The organism is Bacillus sp. N13C7 (genome assembly GCF_026790065.1).
Taxonomy (GTDB): Bacteria; Bacillota; Bacilli; order Bacillales; family Bacillaceae; genus Bacillus.
In genome coordinates this window covers 95,267-116,484 of the sequence record NZ_JALAMO010000002.1, presented here as the reverse complement: position 1 = coordinate 116,484, position 21,218 = coordinate 95,267, and the positions used below count along the sequence as shown (strand labels likewise).

The following is a 21,218-nucleotide window of genomic DNA, read 5'->3' as shown; positions in this document are numbered from 1 at the left end:
AGGCGTACCTACTGATTATATGTACTACTTATATGAGAAAAGAGAAAGCAAGGGCTAAACTGTCCTTGCTTGTTTTGCGGAAAGCCTCAAATGCAACATATTCACTTTTACATACCGGTATAAGCACGCTTCACATCAAGCTGTACGGGCCTGCCGCTTCGAAAGGAATTGGTTGCGGCGATGCCGACTTCTAAATTGATCGTCGCATCGATATCTGTCACGATCGGTGTTGTTCCATTCCGGACACACTCAGCAAAATGCTGCAGCTCTAAGCAGTAGGCTTCATGAAAACGAGTTTGAAAGTCTGGGATAATATCATAGCTGCTCCCTTTCGCTGTCAGGATGGTCACATGTTGGTTTCTCAATGTCCCTATGAAAATACTGCCCTCTGTTCCGATAACTTCAGCCCGAATGTCATGTCCGTATGGAGAGGTTCTGCTAGCCTCGACGTCCCCCGCAGCGCCGGAGTCAAATTCTAAATACGTCAGCGCCTGATCCACATCGCCGTACTTCTCCATAAACGGGTTGTTCAGGATCCTGCCGTGTCCTGAAACAGAAGTGACCTCCGCTCCGAGCAAAAAACGGGCAATGTCATAGTCATGGATGGAGCAGTCAATAAAAATTCCGCCGCTGTGTTTAATAAACTCTGCTGGAGGCGCTCCTTGATCACGTGTAAAGCCTTTATAATAGATGGGTTTGCCGATTACACCAGCGTCGATCCTCCTTTTGGCATCTGCGTATGCGGGATCGAATCGTCTCATAAAGCCCACTTGGCAAATGACTCCTGTCTCTTTCACTTTTTCGGAAACGATTTTTGATTCCTCAAGGCTTAATGTCAGCGGTTTTTCAACAAAGAGCTGCTTGCCGTTCTCGGCTGCTTTGATGATGATATCACCATGTGTGCTTGTCGGCGTTACGATAATGACAGCGTCAATACCGGGATCTTCTAACATCTCAAACGGATCCTCTGACCATTTTTCGATGCCGAATTCTCTGGCCACCTGCTCCGCTCTCCCTTTCAACGGATCACCGACACTGACCAGCTTTGCCCCAGGTACACTGGTGACGAGATTTTTCGCATGATAATAACCGAGCCTTCCTAATCCCAATACTGCACATCTTACTTGATGTTCCACGTCCCATCCTCTCCTTTATCTCATTTCAGAATCGCTTTGAGAAAGCGCTTTCTCTCAACAGCTAAAAAAACAGCGGTCAATCCGCTTTCACTTTTTGCGCAAGCGCTTTCTCAAAAGATGATTTCATTTTACACTGCCTTTTGTTTACACGCAATATGTTTTTTGGGGCTTCAACTGCCAAAATGAAAAGAACCCGCTCATTCGCGGGCTCATCTTTTGGGCGTTGATGTGGAATGCCTGATCACAAGCTCAGGCGGCAGCACAATTTTTTGTTTCGTCTTTCGTTTTCCTTCGATTGCTTCAGCAAGCAGTTCAATGACGCTCCGCCCCATGCCTTTAATGGGCTGGGCCACGGTGGTCAGAGGCGGGGCCGCCATTTCTGCAAGGATCGTGTTATCAAAACCGATGATGGAAAGGTCATCCGGCACTTTTATGCCTCTTATTCTCGCAGCTTGTATAGCAGCGCAGGCCAATACGTCGTTGAAGGCAAAAATAGCCGTTGGAGCGTTCTTATCCAGCAATTTTCCTGCTTCTTCCTTACCGCTTTCCAATGAAAATCGTGTCGGGACGATAAGCGATTCATCGACAGGCACGCCCGCTTCCTCCATCGCCTGGCGGAAGCCCTTGATTCTGTTTTTTTCACCCGTCGTTGACCCGTCTCCCACAATGCAGGCGATGTTCGTGTGGCCGAGTGACAGAAGATGCTTGGCAGCCTCATACCCGCCGCGAACGTCATCCATCACGACAATATCCATCGGGAGCAACGGCTTATCCTGTGAAATCATGGCAAGCGGAATTTGTTCGCTGGCGATTTCCTCCAAAGCAGACATGCTGTCACGATTCTCAATCCCTGTCGCAAAAATAATCCCGTCCACCTTTTTCTGCTTCAATACAGAAAAATATTTCGTTTCTTTTTTCGGATCGTAATCGGTGCTGCAAATCATCATTTGAAAACCGAGCTCATCCGCTCTTTCCTCAATGCTTTTGGCGAGTTCGCCGTAAAACGGGTTTGAAATATCAGGCGCCACGAGGGCGATCATATTCGTTCGTTTTCCCGTTAACGCCGCAGCGTGGACATTGGGCGTGTACGCCATTTCCTTCATGACATTCATCACCCTCTGCCGCGTTTTGCCGCTGATTCTGCCCGTATTGTTAATCACACGCGACACAGTTGTGATCGAGACACCCGCTGCCCTTGCTACATCGTAAATTGTTGTTTTCATGCTCATCCCTCGTCTGGTTATTGAACTTTCCGGCTGACAATTTTCCGGTATTCAATTGGTGAAATGCCTTCTATCTGCTTAAAGAGTTTTGAAAAGTATGTCGGATCTTCCATTCCCACCGTTTCCGCAATGACGCCCATTTTATCATTTGTAGAGGATAAAAGACGCTTCGCTTCCGTCATTCTCACCCGGTTCGTGTATTGTGCCGGCGTGACACCAAGCACCTGCTGCATGCAGCGGCTCACATAATCCTGGTTATAGTGAAGGGCAAGCGAGAGATCCTTGATTGTCGTCTTTTCCTTATAATGCTCCTGTAAGTACCGGGCAGCTTCCCAGGCAACCCGCTCTTTTGCAGACGGAATTTGAAACGCCTCTTTCTGAAGATGCAGCATCAGCTCCTCAAATAAGATTTGCTTTCTGAGCGGCAAATCGGAGTTTTCCGCTGAGTAATCTATGAGCCTTTCAAACTGCTGCGCCATAAACTGCGGGCGCTGCACCTTGCCTTTTCTCGGCAAGGCCAGGCCGTAGCGGGCCGGCGTCTCGAAGCTCCCTTTTTCCTGCTGAAGCTCAGACCAGTTGCTCCCTCCCTTTGCCGTAAATTCATATTGATGTTCATCAAAGTGAAGCCAATAATAGGAGGTTGCTTCATCACTGCCCTTCGTCCCGTAGTGTTCAAGACCGGGAGAAAGCAAGATGTACTCGCCGCCTTCAACAGAAAACGATGTTTCATTTTCCGTTATATATAACGTTCCCTGTTTGACGTATATTAGATCAAACACAGAGAATACACGTTTCACATGGGTTTCTCCCCTTTTAAAAACCCCTTCTCCGGCTGCGATAAATACCGGAAAAGGCGGGACTGTAAACAGGATGCGAGGCATTTGAATCATCCTCCCTTTTAAGTCGGATTTTTGCAAGAAGTATCGTTTCTCTCCCTTTTTATTATAAGGAAATGGAGGTACACTTTAAAACGTTGATTTTATTTACGAAAGGGGTTAGACACTATGAAACAAGCTGTCTTCAAATCAACTGCTTTGAAAAAACCCGCTGACAAATCGTTCTCATTATTTTCGCTTACTTGGCCGATTTTCATCGAGGTCTCATTATATATGTTTATGGGTAATGCCGATACACTGATGCTCAGCCAATATTCAGATAACAGTGTGGCAGCAGTCGGCGTCAGCAACCAGATTTTGAATTTAATTATCGTGATGTTCAGCTTTATCGCAACAGGAACGACCGTTGTGATTTCACAATTTTTAGGGTCACGGCAAAAGAAAGAAGCCATGGAAGTCGCTTATGTGTCAATCGGCGCCAACTTCTTCATCAGCCTCGCCATCAGCGCCGTTGTCTTTTTCGCGGCTGTCCCGCTGCTTCATATGATGGGATTATCAAACGAGCTAATGCCTGATGCGAAAGTCTTTTTACAAGTTGTCGGAGGTCTGTCCTTTATTCAGGCTTTAATCATGACATTCAGCGCAATCTTAAAAAGCTACGGCTATACTAAAGATACAATGTTTGTCACAATCGGCATGAATATTTTAAACATTGCCGGAAACTTTGTTGTGATTTTCGGTTTGTTCGGCTTTCCTGTTCTCGGCGTTGCCGGTGTAGCCATGTCTACATCCATTGCCCGCGTCATTGGATTAATTGCCATGATTGTCATTGTCAACAAACGCATCCAGCTGAAAATGTCTCTGAAAAAAGTCTTTCATATGCATAAAGACCATTTGCGCAAGCTGCTGAAAATCGGCATCCCTTCTGCTGGTGAACAGCTTTCATACAACCTGTCGCAAATGATTGTCACTTATTTTATTGCGATCATGGGCGCGCAGGCGTTGACAACAAAAGTATATACGCAAAATATTACGATGTTTATTTTGCTGTTCGGTACCGCGATCAGCCAGGGCACACAAATTTTAATCGGCCGCTATATCGGCGGCAAACAGTTTGATGCCGCTTATGAACGCTGCATGAAGAGCTTATATTGGGCACTCGGAATTGCTGCAGCTACATCTGTTTTAATGACGATCTTTTCAAAAGACCTGATCGGCCTCTTTACACAAAGCCCTGATATCATTGCGACTGCGAGCCTTTTGATTGCCATGACGATTATTCTTGAACCAGGCCGCTCGTTTAATGTCATTATTATTAACTCCCTGCGTGCCGCAGGAGATGCCAAATTCCCGGTTTACATGGCAATGATTTCGATGTGGGGCATCGGCCTCCCGCTTGCTTATTTATTCGGCATCCAGCTCGGATTCGGTCTTGCCGGCATTTGGATTTCCTTTATCGCGGATGAATGGGTCCGGGGAATCCTAATGTACAGAAGATGGCGCTCACGCATCTGGATTCAAAAAGGGATGGCGTAACACCCGGCTCAAACAAGGCCGGGCGTTTTTTATAAGTCAGACAGAATCCGTTTCGCTTCGTTCTCTGTGACGGCGTATTGATGTTGAAATACAACGTACTGCTCCGCCCGGATTTTTTCTAAAACAGCCCGGTACAAATGAAGGGCGGCTTTCACTGTTTTTTGCGAATATAGCGGGAATAGCGGCAAGGCATCCTGGCACTCCTCAAGGTAGGCTTCCGCTTCAAAAGCGATATACTCCCATGTCATGGTGAACGCCTTATTGACGACGCCCTTCTCAAGGTCATCTTCTGTATATCCAAATTGCTGCATCACCTGCCGGGGAATGCGGCTTTTTTGCTGTTGGTCCGTGCCGATATCCCTTAGAAGCCGAATCAGCTGAATCGCTAAGCCGAGAGAGCCGGCTGCATGTGTAAGCTGTTCCTGATGCCGGCGCGCCATAGTCGAAAGAAGCATTAATCCGGCCGCACCGCCCGTCTGGTATGCGTGCATGAGCAGTTCATCTAGGCTTTCGAACGGTTTATCCTCCGCCTTCTGTGCGGCAATGAACCCACGGAATGGCTCACTGTCCAATGTAAAGGTCTGATACGCGTGGCTGAAAGCCTTCCATAAAAAATGATTCCCGTTATATGTCCCGGAAAAAACATGTTCCGCCTCAGCTTCAATGGCAGATAACTTCTTCTCATCCGCATCGGCTGCCGTTAGGCAAAACGCCATAATTGCCCAAGCTGCCTGTCTTTGCTTCAGGGGAAGAAACGAGAATGCTTTGTAACAGGCCGGTTCGCTGACGCTTACGATCTGGCCGCACTGCTGATAGGCTTCTTTTATCTCTTTCATTTCTATTCACTCCTATGTATCACTGCTTCTTCAAGTCTATTATGTTTTCTCCCAATTGTATATGAAGAAAAAGCCGATTCCTTTGCGCAGAATCGGCTTTTTCTTTATCCTTCATCAATATCAATGCGGTACGCTTCAAACCATGTATGAATTTGAGCAAGATGGGCGATCAGCTGAGGCCCCTTCATGAGCTGCCCGAACCACGGAACCTTGAAGGAAGAGCCTTCCGTTTCTAAAAGCTGATCCAATTGCTTTCTGTCGAGCAGGGTATGGAGCACGGAGTCCTTTTGGCTTCTGATCGTTTTCAGCCATTCACTGACGCCTTTTGTATATTCCGGGTGATGTGTTTTCGGGTACGGGCTTTTTTTGCGATATAGAATGTCTTCAGGCAAAATCCCCTCAAGCGCTTTACGGAAAATGCCTTTTTCCCGGCCTTCATGCATTTTCATTTCCCACGGAATATTCCAAACATATTCCACAAGCCTGTGATCGGCGAACGGCACCCGAACTTCAAGGCTTGCCCCCATGCTCATCCGATCCTTCCGATCCAAAAGGTTTGTCATAAACCAAAGCATATTTAAATAGAACAGCTGTCGCCTTGCTTTGTCCACACCCGTTTCTCCGTCTAATAATGGCGTTTCTGCCAAGGTTTCTTCGTATTTGGCATTTACGTATTCTTTTAGATTCAATTTTTTCTGCCATGAATCAGAAAGCAGCTTAATCCGTTCCTCTGTCGACCTCATCCATGGAAAGCCCGACTCAACGTCAGCCATATGAAACCATGGGTACCCGCCGAAGATCTCATCCGCGCACTCTCCCGACAGGCTGACGACAAAGTCCTTTTTAATTTCCCGGCAAAACCACAGCAGAGACGAGTCGACATCAGCCATTCCCGGCAAGTCTTTGACCAGCACGGCTTCTTCCAAATGATCGACGAGATCTTTTTGGCTGATCACGCATTTGTGATGCGTCGTGCCGAAGGCCTCTGTCATTTTTTCAATCCATGGTCCGTCATCATTGGGCTGAAAGGCGCTCGCTTGAAAAAATTTATCGTTCTCTTCGTAATCAATTGAATAAGTATGAAGCGGCGCTTTCCCTTCCTTTTCAAAATGGCCTGCCGCAATCGCAGTAATCGCGCTTGAGTCCAGTCCGCCTGATAGGAATGTACAAACCGGCACATCCGACACAAGCTGCCGCGTCACCGCATCCTGAAACAACGATCTGACATTGGCGACCGTATCACCAAAACCATCCGTATGTTTTTCGCTTTTGACATTCCAATAACGCCAAATATTCAGCCCGTCTTTGGAAAACGTCAGCGCGTGGGCCGGCCGGACTTCCTTAATGCCTTTAAATACGCCAGTACCCGGGGTTCTGGACGGTCCAAGCCCGAAGATTTCAGAAAGTCCTGTTCGGTCCACTTGCGCTTTTACCTCAGGGTGTGCGAGGATCGCTTTGATTTCCGACCCAAAGAGAAAAGAAGAGCCTTGCTTCGTATAAAAAAACGGCTTCACGCCGAGGCGGTCTCTCGCCGCAAACAGCAGATCACGCTTTTCATCCCATACAGCAAAAGCAAATATGCCATTGAGATGGTCTACACAGTCTTCCTGCCACTCAATGTAGCTGTGCAGCAGCACCTCGGTATCTGATGTCCGCTCGAACTGATGGCCCCGGGCCCGCAATTCTTTGCGCAGATCTTCCGTGTTATACAGCTCGCCATTGTAAATAATGGTGTACGTATTTCCTTTAAAGGTGCATGCCATCGGCTGGCGCCCGCCTTCAATATCAACAACCGCAAGCCTTTTATGTCCGAATAAAACATGGTGCTCCCCCCAAACGTTGGAATCATCAGGACCCCGATTGGAAAGAGTGTCTGTCATTCTGTTGATCGTTTGTTTTTCCTGGACGAGCTGCTTTTTAAAATCGACCCAACCCGTAATTCCACACATGTAATATCAGCTCCAATCCCGTTTCTTTCGTAACAAATTCGTTTCATTCAGCACCTTAGTAAGTTTATGCATCAAAAGGCAGATAGTTGATTTGTCCATAAAAGAGTTGTATGAGACAGGCTTGAATTGGAAAGAAAGGAGAGGAAAGAAGAAAAAGGAGACAGCATGTATGAAACGGAAACAATTGTTATATAGAGAGGAACGAAAATGGGAGTATGGCACCGTCCTCATTGAAGACGGCATCTGTTTAATCGAAAACGGGGAAGGCGATATACTGCTGGCGGACAGTCTGCATCACAGCCCAATCTGGATCCATCATAAAGGAAGATGGGAGCAGGCCGGCTTTCAGGATCAATTGACTCTGGCATGCGGTGAAGAAAACATCTCCCTTTCCGGCGGAGAACGCATCCGCTATGAAAAATCGGTCAAGCGGCCGCTCATGGCGCTTTTAGATTCGCTTGATGATGAAACCTTTCTCGCCTTTTTGCAGCACTTGCACAGCTTCGGCTTATCCGTATTCGATTGCGTATTTTCTTATAATAAGGGCGTTTTCTCGAATAACTTGGAGGAGCAGGGTGTTTCTTTTTATCACTTTTCAAATGACACCGCCCAATGTGCGATGCAGCATCACTACAGCTGCGAAGGGACAGGAGACCGGTTCGAATGGACGGCTTCAAATGGAAAGCGATCGATTATGTATTCAGCAGTCCAGCGGGGGCGCAAATAAAAAAAGCGGTGCAGCGAGCACCGCTTTTTGATTACTTTTCAACGACCACTTTTACATCCTTGCTTTCTTTTTTGTCTGGATCAGCAGCCGTGACGTACAGCACCGTTCCGGCTTTTTGTTTTTTGATTTTCACCGTGAACGTTCCTTTCGTGTCAGCTTTGGCAGAAGCAATGACTTTCTTGGATTTGTTTTTCACTCTGATCATTGCCTTGCTATTCGCCTTTCCTTTCACTGCTGTATCTTTCGTTTTCACTGCATTTACTTTCGGTGTGCCGGAAGGTTTCCCTTTGACAACGACAACTTTATACGATGTTTTCGCATCGCCTTTTGTTGCTTTCACATACAGGACTTGATCTTGTTTTTGAGTCGGGATATTAACCTTGAACATACTGTCTTTTCCGGCTTTAGCGCTGCCGAGTTTTTTCTTGCCGCTCATCACCTCGATCAGCGTGCCTTCATTCGCGCTTCCTCTGACAGCTGTTTGTGTGCTTTCAAGCTTGTTAACTTTGAGCTGTACATCAGCTGCGCTGACGGCCTTCATGACATTCAGCCGCCCGTAGCCTGAGTGCCAGTCTACTCCAGGCGTCTTTGGAATGTCAATCGGATCGCCATTATCATCATACAATTCCTCTTCCTCGCCATCGACGCTTTCAAAGGAAATATCGTCGGCCGTCTTTTTCAAAATATCCTCTGCTTCTGTTCTTTTCAGCTTAGGGTTTTGAGCATACAGCAATCCTGCAGCAGCGGCAGCATATGGCGTTGCCATGGACGTTCCGCTCATGTACGTGACATTCCCGTTCGGCACTAAGCTTGGAATATCAGACCCTGGGGCAGAGATATCCAAACCTTTTCCATAGTTAGAGAAATCAGCGGTCATATCCATACGGTTCGTTGCTCCGACTGACATCACATATTTAGAAGAAGCAGGATACGATAAGAAATTGGCTCCGTCATTTCCGCTGGCTGCGGCAATCAAGACATTTTTGTCAGCTGCGTATTTCAAAGCAAATTCAATCACGCGGCTGTAGCTTCCGCCTAAACTTAAATTAATCACCTTTGCTCCTTTGTCAGCAGCATATTTGATGCCGAGAGCAATTTGTTCAGTATCTCCGGCTCCTGTGGAATCAAGCACTTTTACCGGAATAATTTTCGCTTTGGCATTCAATCCAGTCATAGAATAGCCATTATCGCTTTGAGCTGCAATAATGCCAGCGACGTGCGTCCCATGTCCCTGATCATCCATTGCGTTGTTATTCCGGCCGACAAAATTACGCCCGAGATCGGTTCTTACTTTTCCTTTTAAGTCAGCAAGCGTGCTGTCCACACCTGTATCTACTACTGCAATTAACGTATCGTTCAGCTTGCGTTTTGACAGCAATGTGCTGGCTGGCTCATATTTCACATCCGCATTTTTGATTCCGCCGTTTTCACCACTGTTTTTAAGCGGCCATTGGTACGGGTACTGAATATCATTTGACAGGCTTTTGTATTCCTGTACAGGTTCCGCAAACTCAACGTTAGACATCTTGGATAATGTCGCAGCAGCGCTTTTGACCCGTTTGGCACTAGCTGTGTATACACCGTTTTGCTTTTCATCTTTCGGAAGTTCGAAGGAATACAGATTGTCAAACAGTTTCTTTGCTTTTTTCACATTGGAAATGTCTTTTTTCGATTGCGCGCTTGCAGAAAAGCCCTTCATTTCGTTATGTACTGATGAGAGGCTTTTATTGTCCTTCACCTTGAAAATAACCTTTGTTGTCTGAACTTCACTTTTTGCCGCAATACTGTTTTCTGTTAAAATAGCTCCTGCTGTTTTGCCTTGCAGCTGCTTGATATTTAATCGTTCCGCCTGTTTCTTTAGCTCCTCTTTAAGAAAAGACGGGACTGATTGTAAAGCTGTATCATACAGCCGGTTGATTGCTTTTTGATCCTTTTCGGTAATTGTATATGAAGAGGACGTACCGTTTTCTGACACATCATCAAACATCGGCTTTAATGTCACAAGATCTTGATAGATTTCATTTCTCGCAGTTTTATTGAGTGCGAGCTTTGCCACGATAAACGGCGCCGCTTTGTAGTAAAGGCTTGTGAGCTCTTTTCCCTCTGCTGTTTGGCTCAGCTGCTCATCACGAATCGCTCTCAGCTTTTCCAGGATGCCTTTACCTGATTTCTTCTGATCAACACTCATTTCAACCGGACAAGCTTCTTCCGCTTCTAAATCTGATGGCTGTTTTTTGGTGCCTTTATACCCAATCGTATACTTGGCTTCCGCAGCTGCTGCCTTTGCCGTTCCGCCGTCCTCTGGTTCTTCTTCTCCAAGGTATTCAACTTTTACATAGTAAGGGCCGCTCCACGCGTATGGAAAAATAATATCGCTTTTTCCATCCTCCGCTGTGAAAGAACGGTACATCTCAAACGTTTCATCTTTAAGCGCTTTTTCCTTGCTCGGATATACAGATACATTCAGTACTGCATCACTCTTAACGGTCAGTGCCAAATGTGAGTTTTTCTGAATATCCTCTTTTCCCGGAGTCACTTTGTACCATTTTACCTGTTCCGGTTCCTTCATGGCGCCCGTCTGTTCTTTGCCGTTTTCCAGAGCAGCCGCCTGATCGATCGCACCGGCCGCTACCGCTTTGGTTCCCGGAGAAAAAAGGCTGAAGATCAGTGCAAAAATAAGCACTGCTGCCACGAACGAACTGAATTTTCTACGTTTCATGATATCCCTCCTGCAAAATAATGAATCTTCTTGAAGGTATCATAATTTCATAGGGCGAGATACCGCTTACAGGTAATTTTAAGGTTATTTTAAATGATTTGGAATATAAGGAGGGAATGATACAAAAACCCGACTCTATCATAGAGCCGGGTTCGCGCCTTTCTATTAAAACAATCGAAAACCGATTGGCAAATGCAGGCCGAGCAGCACTGTCAGCACAAGGACAATGATGAAGCCGATCCAGAGGCCTCCGGTTGATTTTTCTTTTTTCTTGCGGATGAGGAGCATTTCCATCAGGCCGATGGTGATAATGCCAAGAATCATTTTCCCGGCGTATTCTCCGTTCCAGTTGGCGAAATGGATAAACAGCCAAGCTCCTGTCAAAATAATTAGGATATAGAATAGCCGCAGAATCATATGAGTGATTTTTGCGCCCTTCGCACTTCCTGACGAATAGAGCGAGTAGCTGACGAAAAGCAGAATCAGCGCTACCACCCATGTCGTAATATGTAGGTGTGTCATATATGTTCCCCCTATCAGATAAATTACCCCACTTATAGTACCATGAACTTGTCCGCTGTCACAAAGATAGTCTCAGAAAAAACGGGCGGTCCGAGTCCGCCCTCCTATTTGAGTCAGCCGATTTGGTTTGACAGCGTTCCAATCGGGTCAATCGTAATGTCGATTCGGTCACCTGTCCGCAAGAATTTTGGCGGCGTAAAACCCTTTCCGACACCGGACGGCGTACCTGTGGCAATGATGTCTCCCGCTTCAAGCGTCATCCCCTTTGAGAGGGTTTCGATTAATTCCGGAATGGAAAAGATCATATCGCTTGCCGAACCGGATTGGCGCAGCTCACCGTTGACTCTCGTTTCAACTCTGAGGCGCTCAGGCTCCTGAATCGCTGATTTATGTACAAGTACAGGCCCCATCGGACATGACGTATCCAGGCTTTTTCCGATAAAAAACTGCTTATGTTTTTTTTGCAGATCACGCGCCGTAATATCATTCACAATGGTGTATCCGAAAATATGGTCATATGCGTCTTCTTTTAAGATGCGTGACCCGCTTTTTCCAATGACGACAGCAAGCTCTCCTTCATAATCGAGCTGAGAGGTGACCTCTTCATGGCTGTTTACGATATCACCATGCCCTGTAACGGTTACCGGCGATTTTGTAAACACCATCGGATGCTCCGGAATGTCAGCCTCACTCCCCATTTCAATCGCATGATCCCTGTAGTTTTTGCCGATGCAAATGATATTTTTTGATGGCTTAGGAATGGGTGCATGGAGCTTCACCTCAGATAATGAGTACATAAATGATCCCAGCTCATCATTCGGTTTCTTTGCCCACTCAGCCAGCTGCCTTGCATGCGCAACGAATTTATCCCCTTCTGCGATACATTCAATCAGCGATCCCGGAATCGTCTCAAGTTCAAACAGTTTTTTTTCAGCCTTTTGCAAATCCATAATTTTTTCATCATCAATGATCAGGCCGACAAACATTCGGTTGTAAAGTTCCCCTGTCGCAAATTTCATGTTATTCCTCCATCATCTTTTAAATCAGAATGCTCCTTCATGTATTCTCTGTCGAATGCTGAAATCCCTTTTTCTCGTGTCCGTTTTCATTTCGTTTCAGGACGGGCATGCCGCACATATCATACAAATGGCGTTTTGAGGAGGAGGAAAGAATATGGAGAACATACATTTATTTTTTCATCGGCAGCAGCTAAATAGAAAAGGGGCTGCCAAGGGGCTTTTGGTGACAGACCGATCTGTTTCTCCCATTCTTCTCACACAGCGAGACAGAGCGGAAAAGGCATCCTATGAAATCAGCTGGGAAAAGTCTCTGCTTGGCGAAAGCAACCTTTTTTTGAATGCGGAACAGAATGATCCCTCACTGATGCGGCGGAGGCTCGCCTATTGTTTTTTTGACCAGATCGGCGTTCCTGCTCCCGCTGCCTCGTACAGCTTTTTGACCATCAATGGCCAGCCAGAAGGCATTTATTTGAAGATCAAGAACCCTCAGCTGGCCGGCAGGGCAAGTGACCAATTGAAGACCGCCGATCCGAGGGTTCCGCTGTGCATTTTTAAAGATGAATCTTCCGCATTCCTTCATGAATTTCTCACCCTGGTCCGCACCGCCGAAGTTGATGAATTAGCTGAACGCATTAAAATGTATCTGGATGTCAAACTGTTTTTTCTGTGGCTGATCGGGAGCGCATGCACGAACGAAGGTTTTTATTACACATTTTGTTCAAACGAATCCAGCCGTCTTTACATTTCACCGATAGAAACCCGTTCGCTTGCTGCACCCAGAAGAACTGACGAAGACCCTCTGCTCGCTAAGGGGCCAACGCTTTCGTCGAGGCTTCTTTCCATCCCCGCCTTTCGGTCGCAATATCACACATTAATGAAAAACGTGCTGAACCGGTCATTTACAATTGAACGCTTGTCCCCTTTCATCAGAGAGTGGCATCTTGACATTTGTCAAAAAGGTGATGATGATCCTTTCATAAAAAAAAGCCCCTTGCTATTCGAAAAGGAGCAGACAAATATACTGAGGGAAATTGAGGAGCGGCAGGACTTTTTGCAAGCACACTTAGCAAGACTATAGTCCTTTCTTCCATAAAAAAAGCGCAGCAAAAATTGTCGCTTTTTTAGTCAAATTGACGAAAGGCAACCTTTTCAGCAAAAATAGGTTATACTAACGATATCCTGTGTTTATCAAAATAAATTCTAGAATTGGAGATCGTGTAATGAACAGTAAAATTGAAGAAATGAGAATCACACTAATTGAAACAGCACAAAAATACGGCATGAATTCAAAGGAGACGATTCGATGTAGCCAAGAGCTTGACAGTCTGCTGAACATCCGAATTAAAGAAGAAATGATTTTTTGGGGGTATCCTGAAAACTCCCGTATGTGAATCATTATCTATAAGGATTTGAATGCACTATAGGAAACTCCGCTTTTTAACTCATCACTTTTGGGATATACCTCTGGGCGAAAATGTGCCCACCCAAGAAACGAATCCGCAGCACGACATACTCCAAAAAAGCTTTTCTACGAACAAAAACACCAAAGAAACTGAAACAAAAATCACACAGGCGGATAGCGGCATCCATCGCCGCATTTCCGCTCAGTTTTATACACTGCCGCTTTTAAACACTTTAAACATAACGGCCGAAAAATGATAGCGTTTACATCCGATACCGATATATCCCCTTTAAATTTCTCTCACACATATGTGCGTTTGTCATAAGCTATCGTGAATAGCCCAATTACATCAAATTCTCTTATTACTTTACCTGCCTTTTATCAATTTTTCAACAAAGGATGTGCTCGTATGCCGGCCATTGTCGGAGCGTTTAAAATTAATGCGGTAGGTACGAGTGGAGTCGTTCACATCGGGGACTGTATAACGATTTCTCCTCAGGCAGAGGTCAGAACATTTGCCGGTGCGGGCAGTTTTAATACCGGTGACAGCCTCAAGGTGATGAATTACCAGAACGCGACGAAGGTGTTTGACAACGATGCCGTTGATCAGCCGATCGCAGGGAATGCGTAAAGGAGTGTTTTCATGAATTTTTATATTAATCAAACCATTCAAATTAACTATCTCCGGCTGGAATCAATCAGCAACTCCTCCATTCTGCAAATCGGAAGCGCCGGGTCCATTAAATCGCTATCTAACCTGTACAACACAGGCAGCTATGTGGAAGCGGCTCCCGAGGTTTCCGCTCAAGGGGAGCCAGTTGAATTGGATGAGCCCGATACAGGAGCATTTGTCCCCCTCCAGCCTCCTGGCCGTTAATCATATGAAAGAGGTGAAAGAACATGTATGATCAATCTGTTTCCTCTTACTTGCAAAACTTGAATTCCTTCGTGCAGCAGCAGGCGCTTCATATTCAGCAGCTCGAACGTCAGCTGAAAGAGATTCAAGCGGAAATGAATACGATGAAACAGCGGCCGGCCACTACCATTGAGCGTGTGGAGTATAAATTTGATCAGCTGAAAATCGAAAGGCTTGACGGAACATTGAATATCGGCTTAAACCCAACTGACCCAAACAGCGTCCAAAATTTTGAGGTCAGCCAAACAGCACCCGAAATCGGGATGATGCAGCAGGAAGAGAGCGCCCAGCTCATGCAGCAGATCCGCCAGAATGTCGACATGTACTTAACCGAGGAAATCCCAGAGGTTTTGGAGCAGCTTGAAAAACAATATGACAGCAGGCTTGACGATACAAACAGACATCATGTCATTGAAGACATCAGAAAACAAATGGACAGCCGGATTCACTATTATATGTCCCATATCAAAAAAGAAGAAAACACACCGCCTAACCAATATGCGGAACATATCGCTGAGCATGTGAAGCGTGACGTGATCCGTGCTGTTGAACACTTTCTGGAACATATCCCATCAGAAATGAAAGGAGATGAGCAAACATGATCTTCACAGTCATCAATCGTAATCTGGAAGTCGGGGATATCCGGATGAATGGTGTGTCCAGCTCCTCTGTTTTCCACATCGGAGACACTGAATCTATCTACCTTTCTTCTATTTTCGATACACCGCCTGAATCTCTTATTATCGGGCCGTTTGCTCCGCTGCCATCGAACAATGCTTAAGCGTATATCCCGCATCAGGCTGATTAAATTTAACTCTCTTGGAATTTCAAGTGTGTTTCAAGTTGGCGACACGAACGAAATCGATATGAAAATCAAAGTATTTGCTGTTCAGCGCTCGCTGTCTACGTTTTACAGTGATGAAGGTACATTTAACAGAAAGGAGTACCAGATCTTTCAGCAGCAGGCAGTAACGCCAATTCCCGAAACAGGGGTGCAAAGCGCATTTTGCCACGAGGTGCCTGTCATTTATGTACGCAACATCAAAATCCAAGGGGTCTCATCCTCTTCTGTTTTTCATGCAGGCTCGGCTTCTCTTGTCCGCGGCGATGCGAGAATCAAACATATTAGACAGATTCAGTCCCCGCGCTCACAATCGCCCGGCAAAAGCATATAATAAACAGAGTCTTTGATAAAGGGTGTCGTTTATGCCAGCAATTGTCGGGCCTATAGCTATCAATTCCATATCGGGCGGAGTCGTAAACTTTGGTGATTCCTTTTACCTTTCTCCGAAAAGCTCTTCAAAATCTGCGCTCGGTTCGGGAGCAGGAAACACGGGAGATTTCCTTCTATTGAACAATGCAGTCAACGCGACAAATTATATAGACCCCGATGTCAGCGATCAGGATATGGTTGGAAATGGATAAAAGCAGCCGCTCTGCCAAGAGAGGGCTGCTTTTTAATCAATTTTTCTTTTTTCGTTCATTTGATTTTTTTGTTTTGATCAGCTTCTCAGGCGGCTGTTTTCTGATCCATTTGACAAACCGGGCAAGCTGCGGATCGCTTCTGAGTTCATCTATTCCGTTTAAGCGAACCGCAAGCTCTTGATTTGGATATAAAGCATGGATCTGTTTATGGCAAGGAATACAGAGCATCGCTGTCGGCAGAAACGTTCCGCCTTCTTCTTTCGGTGTGAGATGGTGCTCTGTCAGCTGGACATCGCTCCGGCCGCATAGCTCACATATTCCGACAGTCTGCTTTGCCATATCTGCTCCTCCCTTACATCAACTCAAGTGTCACCCGTGTGCCTCGGCCGCTCGGTTCGGCCGGATGGACGATCAGTTTTTTCGGAAGCCGCGCCCGCAGCTCCTGCACATGGCTGATGACACCGACAGACAGATTGTCTGACTGCAGCTTTTCCAAAGCTGTTACAACCGTATCCAGCAGATCTTGATCAAGCGTGCCAAACCCTTCATCTAAGAAAAAGAACTGGAGCGGGTATTCTCCGCGAAGCTGGATCTGCGCAGACAGCGCAAGAGCGAGAGAAAGCGAGGTGAGGAAGGTCTCTCCCCCAGACAAGCTGGATACCGGGCGTTTGACACCGCCATTTGCATCATCCCGCATGACGAATCCGCCTTCTGAATCCACTTCGATGGCATAGCGCTGTCTCGTCAGCATGCCCAGTCTTGCTGAGGCGTCCCTCGCAACGCTTTCAAGCTGCTCCTCAGCCAAAAATTCAACGAAGGTATTCCCTTTAAACACAGCTTGCAGCTTGTCCAGTCTGTCGATATGAGTTTGCCATTTTTTCAGTTCGGCTTCAATTTCGTTAAACCGTTTATGATGGTCGCGGATAACGGCCAGCGCTTTTGCTGCTGCGCCTTTTTCCTCTATAGCAGCGCCAAATGCGTCCTCAGCTTCTTGTAATGCCGTAACGGTTTCGTTCCATTCGCTCTCTGATAACGCTCGGCCGGCAAGTATCTCAGCTACACGTTTTAAGTTTGCAGCGTTTTGCTTTAGTTTATCCATAAACTGGTCTATGCCGGCTTTTATCTTTTCAAGCTCATCGGCTGGAATGAGGCTTCGTTCCACCTCCTCAGGCCGGGTAAAACGTGTGCTTTTTGTATGCTCAACCCAAGCGGCTTCTGCTTTTTCCAATCTGCCCTTCGCCTCTTGAAGGGTGAGCTCGCTTGCTGAAGCGCGGCTTTTCGCCTGATTGAGCCTCATTTGGGCATTTTGCAGATCTTCATATAAAGCTTGCTCTTTTTCTTTTAACAGCTTTAGGTCCTGCTGGACAGAGCGGAGTTTGATTTCGAGCGATTCTCCTTTTGCGTAATCTCCGAGTTCATGCTCATAATCAGCTATCACGCTTTTGATGCGTTCAGCCGCATAATGAAGCTCAAGTTTTTCCCGTTCAAGCTGGTACCCCGACTCCCGCAGCTTTTCCTTTTGAGCTTCATGCTCAGCAAGAAATGCAATGCTGCGCTCAATTCGTTTCTCGCATTCCTCTGCAGCCCGGTCCTTTTCTTCAATAGCTTGCTGCCATTTTTCCGCGTCATCCACAGATTGATCCTGAAATGCTTCTTTAAACAATTTCATGCGGCTGTCCATAGAGGACTGCAGCTCGGCAACGATGCTATCAATGCGGTCAGCCTCTCTTTTTTCAAAACCGATTTTTTCATTAAGCTGCTCGGCCTTTTTTAAAGACTCCTGATAGGCACTGATCATTTGTGCCATCCGTGTTTTAACAGAAAGAATGTCCTGTTTGATTCGTTTCCATTCTAGTTTGGCAGTTTCGAATGCGTCATACACCGATTGACTCTCGTATGAAGCTGCTGCTTCAAGGTTTTGCGCTTGAATCGTCTGCAAAAACGGGCACTGGTCAATAAAGCGGGCAGACTGTTCTTCAAGCGTGATTTTAGCTGAAAGAATCTCCTGGCTGAGAACGGCCGCTTCCGCCAATACCGCATCTGTCTGTTTGATGTCTTCATCAAGATTGCTGTCAAGCTCATATGTTTCATGCGCTGAGGCAGATGGATCATGGTGGGTTGATCCGCAAACCGGGCAAGGCTCTCCAGCCGTCAGTTTTTCGGCTAACTCTTTTGTCAGCAGTGCCACTCTAGCTTTTTCCCGCTGCGAATGAAGCGTGTGTTGTCTCTTTTTAGCCTGTTCAGTCATACGTGTTAGCGACCGCTCTGTCTCGCACACCAAATGGTACACGGTCTGGACAGCCTCATATGCCTGAATGATGTTGCTTTCTTCCGCTTCCGTCTTTTGAACGAGCATGTTCTTTTCTTTGCTCATTTTTTGCAGCACAAGGTTCAATGCGTCACTTCGTTTTTTCTCTTTTTCGATTTGCTCCTCCGTCTGTCTGATGCTCAAAGCCATTTCAGCGGCCTGCTGGCAGCGTTTTCGCTCATCAGATGTCACCTGCAGGGATTTGAGCTGCTGCTTCAATTCCGTCTGTCTGTTTTGCCCACGTGCCAGGCGGTCTGTTACCGTCTCCAATTCCTTCATGACAGATTGAAGGGCCTCTTCTTTCTGCTGGAGTTCAGCCTTTTTGCGAGCCTCCTCTTGCTTGGCCTCACTCAATTTGATTTCGACCTCCTGCAAGCGGGAAAGCTGTTCCTGCTCTGTTAAAAGCTCAGGCTCTTTCTCGCTCTTATGCCGGCGCCACGCTTCATACTCTTCATGTTTTTGCTGAAAGAAAGCAGTCCGGTCTGCTAAATCCTTTTGGGCTAGCGTTTGTTCCTTTTCAGCTTTCTCTTCATGCTGGATCGCTTCTGCGTATCGGTCCGCATAGGGTTTAAGGGCGGCGGCTTTTTCTGCTTCCAGCAGGCGATTTTGCATGCTGTCTACGTGCGGCTGCTCCTCTTCAAGACGTTTTTTCTCTTCTTCATAAGTTGCTTTTTCCTTTTGGACATTCCAAATCTCCTGGTGCTCCGCAAACCGCTCTTTTGCCTGATCACGATTCTTCTTCATCGATTCCAGCCGGACTTCAGCTTGCTCGAGAGCCTTTTCCGCCTGCTCAACCGCTTCTGAACTCGCTTCACCGAGACCTGATTGTTCAGCAAGCATTTCATTTTTTCTCGCATAGGCTTCCTGCGCCTGCCGTCTCAGCTTTTTCACAAGCCGGTCTCCGTACTGCTCCAAGTTAAATAAACGCTGAAGCATGTGCCTGCGCTCCGCCCCTTTTAAAGAGAGAAATTCGGCAAATTTCCCTTGCGGCAGCACCACAGCTCTCGTAAAATCGTCAATCGTCAGCCCCAAGAGCTCCTCGACTCTTTTATTCACTTCGCTGGCTTTATCAGCCAGCACTATATGCTCATCCTTGATTTCGATGAAGCGGCAAAGTGCCGTTTTTACCTTCATCTCATCCGTTCTCTTAAACACACGCTCCACTTTGTAGGCGATTTGATGATTCGTCTGAAGCGCAAAGGTAAAGGAAACAGACAGCGTATCCTCCGCATGGTTTAAGATCCCGTGCGTATTATTCGCCGCCCGCTCCACCTTTCCGTATAAAGCTAGCGTCATTGCGTCGAGGATAGAGGATTTACCGCTTCCTGTCGGCCCAAAAATGCCGAAAACACCGGCACCAGAAAGGCCTTCAAAATCTATCGTCTGCTCCTCTCTAAAGCTGTGGAGCCCCTTTATGCTTAAGGCGATCGGCTTCATTTCGCATCCTCCTCTTCAACGCCTGATGCAAGCTCTAAAAACAGCTTCACCATCTCTTCATCCGGCACCGCGCCCCCCGTTTGTTTTTCATAAAATTTCTTAAACCGGTCTTCGATTGAGACATGCTTAACCTCAATCCGTTCCCGTTCTTTGTTCTGTTCTTCATAAACCGGCCTGATATGGATAAAACCCGGGTGAGCCTTCCGCAGCCTATGAATTTCTTCAAGTGAAAGCTGGTCCGTGACACGGATTTCCAAGTCAATCCAGGCATTCTGATCCCTGCCTTCATCCAGCCAGCTGTACACCTCGCTTAAGCCATTTGCCGATTTCCACTTCACCAGAGGCTTGCCGCTTGATAATAAAACCTCATTCCAAGAGGCCTCTCCCCCCGGTTTTGCATCCACGATTGTCACTGATTTGGCATATCCCGCTTCAGAAAAGCTGTAGGCGAGCGGAGATCCTGAATAACGCGCAAGCGTCCGCGCCCGCTTGATCGTTTGCGGACGATGCAAATGGCCGAGCGCCACGTAAGCGGCATCCGCCGGCAGGCTTTCTGCAGCCACCGTATAAGCGCCGCCTACTTCAATCGGCCGCTCAGAATCGGTTTGGTTTCCGCCTGCGACATAAATATGGCTGGCGGCAATCTTCACTGCATCGTTCCGGAACCGGCTTGTCATATGCTCAAATGCCTGTCTAATTTTTACGTCATAATGATCACGGAGCAGCTTTTCATCAAATGTATCGGAAAGCACTTCATTTAAACGCGCTTCAGATGGGTACGCCAGCGCTCCTACCCCTAAGAGTTCCTCTGCTGAAGGCACTTCAATATGAAGCGGTTCTGTTGTCGGATAGCCGATTAAATAAATCCCGTTTTCATGTGTCAGCGGTGAAGCGGCGGACAAACGGTCAGGATTATCGTGGTTTCCGGCAATGACAACAATCGGGCGCTTCCCCCTGTCGCTGAGCGCAGACAGGCTTTCATAAAAGAGCTGCTCGGCTAAAGCCGGCGGGTTCACGGTGTCAAACGCGTCCCCTGCCATTACAATCGCATCAATCTGCTCTTCCTTTACAATCGTATTCAATTCATCAAGCACATCGGCCTGTTCACTCAGCCTGCTTCTTCCTTCAAGTGTTTTCCCAAGATGCCAGTCAGCCGTATGTAAAATCCGCAAATGCTATCACCTCTCTTTTATAGGAAAACGAGATCCGCTCCGCCTGAATCCCGGA

Annotated in this window: 20 protein-coding genes and 1 pseudogene; 10 read left to right on the top strand and 11 right to left on the bottom strand. The window is 46.8% G+C overall.

The window, feature by feature from the left end; translation table 11 throughout:
• Positions 1–107: 107 nt before the first annotated feature.
• From iolX to MOB98_RS02860, 3 genes are all read right to left on the bottom strand, one after another.
• Positions 108–1,136 (bottom strand): scyllo-inositol 2-dehydrogenase, encoded by a 1,029-nt coding sequence (gene iolX, locus MOB98_RS02870; RefSeq protein WP_268357942.1) that lies wholly within the window; start codon positions 1,134–1,136, stop codon positions 108–110.
• A gap of 209 nt (positions 1,137–1,345) precedes the next feature.
• Positions 1,346–2,359, bottom strand: a complete 1,014-nt coding sequence (degA, locus tag MOB98_RS02865) for a transcriptional regulator DegA (RefSeq protein ID WP_268357940.1) — start codon at positions 2,357–2,359, stop codon at positions 1,346–1,348.
• Between the two features lie 17 nt (positions 2,360–2,376).
• Entirely contained in the window at positions 2,377–3,240 is an 864-nt protein-coding gene (locus tag MOB98_RS02860) for an AraC family transcriptional regulator (protein WP_268357939.1), read from the bottom strand.
• Between the two features lie 123 nt (positions 3,241–3,363).
• Here MOB98_RS02860 and MOB98_RS02855 point away from each other — a divergent pair, with 123 nt between their 5' ends.
• On the top strand, positions 3,364–4,731 hold the full coding sequence (locus tag MOB98_RS02855) for an MATE family efflux transporter (RefSeq protein ID WP_268357938.1): 1,368 nt from the start codon (positions 3,364–3,366) through the stop codon (positions 4,729–4,731).
• Between the two features lie 29 nt (positions 4,732–4,760).
• Here the strand turns inward: MOB98_RS02855 and MOB98_RS02850 are convergent.
• Together MOB98_RS02850 and asnB are read right to left on the bottom strand one after the other, a co-directional pair.
• Positions 4,761–5,590, bottom strand: a pseudogene (locus MOB98_RS02850) (phytoene/squalene synthase family protein).
• 81 nt (positions 5,591–5,671) lie between these two features.
• A complete protein-coding gene (gene asnB / locus MOB98_RS02845; protein ID WP_268357936.1) occupies positions 5,672–7,516 on the bottom strand; it encodes an asparagine synthase (glutamine-hydrolyzing) in 1,845 nt (614 codons plus the stop codon).
• A 169-nt stretch (positions 7,517–7,685) separates the two neighbouring features.
• Between asnB and MOB98_RS02840 the strand changes: the two genes are divergently transcribed.
• On the top strand, positions 7,686–8,243 hold the full coding sequence (locus MOB98_RS02840) for a DUF2777 domain-containing protein (protein WP_268357934.1): 558 nt from the start codon (positions 7,686–7,688) through the stop codon (positions 8,241–8,243).
• Between the two features lie 31 nt (positions 8,244–8,274).
• On the opposite strand, the gene wprA is transcribed toward MOB98_RS02840, so the two are convergent.
• From wprA to MOB98_RS02825, 3 genes are all read right to left on the bottom strand, one after another.
• Positions 8,275–10,962 carry a cell wall-associated protease WprA gene (gene wprA / locus MOB98_RS02835; protein ID WP_268357933.1) on the bottom strand — a complete coding sequence of 896 codons (2,688 nt, stop codon included), beginning with the start codon at positions 10,960–10,962 and terminating at the stop codon, positions 8,275–8,277.
• Between the two features lie 165 nt (positions 10,963–11,127).
• Positions 11,128–11,484 (bottom strand): YisL family protein, encoded by a 357-nt coding sequence (locus MOB98_RS02830; RefSeq protein ID WP_268357931.1) that lies wholly within the window; start codon positions 11,482–11,484, stop codon positions 11,128–11,130.
• 113 nt (positions 11,485–11,597) lie between these two features.
• Positions 11,598–12,503, bottom strand: coding sequence for a fumarylacetoacetate hydrolase family protein (locus MOB98_RS02825; RefSeq protein WP_268357929.1), 906 nt, complete (start codon positions 12,501–12,503; stop codon positions 11,598–11,600).
• A 154-nt stretch (positions 12,504–12,657) separates the two neighbouring features.
• On the opposite strand from MOB98_RS02825, the gene MOB98_RS02820 reads away from it, so the two are divergent.
• The 8 genes from MOB98_RS02820 (at position 12,658) to MOB98_RS02785 (ending at position 16,246) form a co-directional block, all read left to right on the top strand.
• Positions 12,658–13,581 carry a CotH kinase family protein gene (locus MOB98_RS02820; RefSeq protein WP_268357928.1) on the top strand — a complete coding sequence of 308 codons (924 nt, stop codon included), beginning with the start codon at positions 12,658–12,660 and terminating at the stop codon, positions 13,579–13,581.
• A gap of 142 nt (positions 13,582–13,723) precedes the next feature.
• A complete protein-coding gene (locus tag MOB98_RS02815; protein WP_268357926.1) occupies positions 13,724–13,894 on the top strand; it encodes an aspartyl-phosphate phosphatase Spo0E family protein in 171 nt (56 codons plus the stop codon).
• A 420-nt stretch (positions 13,895–14,314) separates the two neighbouring features.
• Positions 14,315–14,536 (top strand): spore germination protein, encoded by a 222-nt coding sequence (locus MOB98_RS02810; protein WP_268357924.1) that lies wholly within the window; start codon positions 14,315–14,317, stop codon positions 14,534–14,536.
• Between the two features lie 12 nt (positions 14,537–14,548).
• Positions 14,549–14,782, top strand: coding sequence for a spore germination protein GerPB (locus tag MOB98_RS02805; RefSeq protein ID WP_268357923.1), 234 nt, complete (start codon positions 14,549–14,551; stop codon positions 14,780–14,782).
• A gap of 23 nt (positions 14,783–14,805) precedes the next feature.
• Complete coding sequence (locus MOB98_RS02800) at positions 14,806–15,423, top strand: spore germination protein GerPC (RefSeq protein WP_268357922.1); 618 nt, start codon at positions 14,806–14,808, stop codon at positions 15,421–15,423.
• Positions 15,420–15,602 carry a spore germination protein GerPD gene (gene gerPD, locus MOB98_RS02795; protein WP_019258000.1) on the top strand — a complete coding sequence of 61 codons (183 nt, stop codon included), beginning with the start codon at positions 15,420–15,422 and terminating at the stop codon, positions 15,600–15,602. Before MOB98_RS02800 ends, gerPD begins: the two co-directional genes overlap by 4 nt.
• On the top strand, positions 15,595–15,996 hold the full coding sequence (locus tag MOB98_RS02790; protein WP_268357921.1) for a spore germination protein GerPE: 402 nt from the start codon (positions 15,595–15,597) through the stop codon (positions 15,994–15,996). Before gerPD ends, MOB98_RS02790 begins: the two co-directional genes overlap by 8 nt.
• A 31-nt stretch (positions 15,997–16,027) precedes the next feature.
• A complete protein-coding gene (locus MOB98_RS02785; protein ID WP_010333667.1) occupies positions 16,028–16,246 on the top strand; it encodes a spore germination protein in 219 nt (72 codons plus the stop codon).
• Between the two features lie 36 nt (positions 16,247–16,282).
• On the opposite strand, the gene MOB98_RS02780 is transcribed toward MOB98_RS02785, so the two are convergent.
• Genes MOB98_RS02780 through sbcD form a run of 3 tightly spaced genes read right to left on the bottom strand, consistent with a single transcriptional unit; the run spans position 16,283 to position 21,163 of the window.
• The gene (locus tag MOB98_RS02780; protein ID WP_268357920.1) at positions 16,283–16,585 is read right to left on the bottom strand and encodes an HNH endonuclease; all 303 of its coding nucleotides are present in this window, start codon (positions 16,583–16,585) and stop codon (positions 16,283–16,285) included.
• 13 nt (positions 16,586–16,598) lie between these two features.
• Positions 16,599–19,991 carry an exonuclease subunit SbcC gene (gene sbcC / locus MOB98_RS02775; RefSeq protein WP_268357919.1) on the bottom strand — a complete coding sequence of 1,131 codons (3,393 nt, stop codon included), beginning with the start codon at positions 19,989–19,991 and terminating at the stop codon, positions 16,599–16,601.
• A complete protein-coding gene (sbcD, locus tag MOB98_RS02770) occupies positions 19,988–21,163 on the bottom strand; it encodes an exonuclease subunit SbcD (RefSeq protein WP_268357917.1) in 1,176 nt (391 codons plus the stop codon). Before sbcD ends, sbcC begins: the two co-directional genes overlap by 4 nt.
• Between the last annotated feature and the right edge of the window lie 55 nt (positions 21,164–21,218).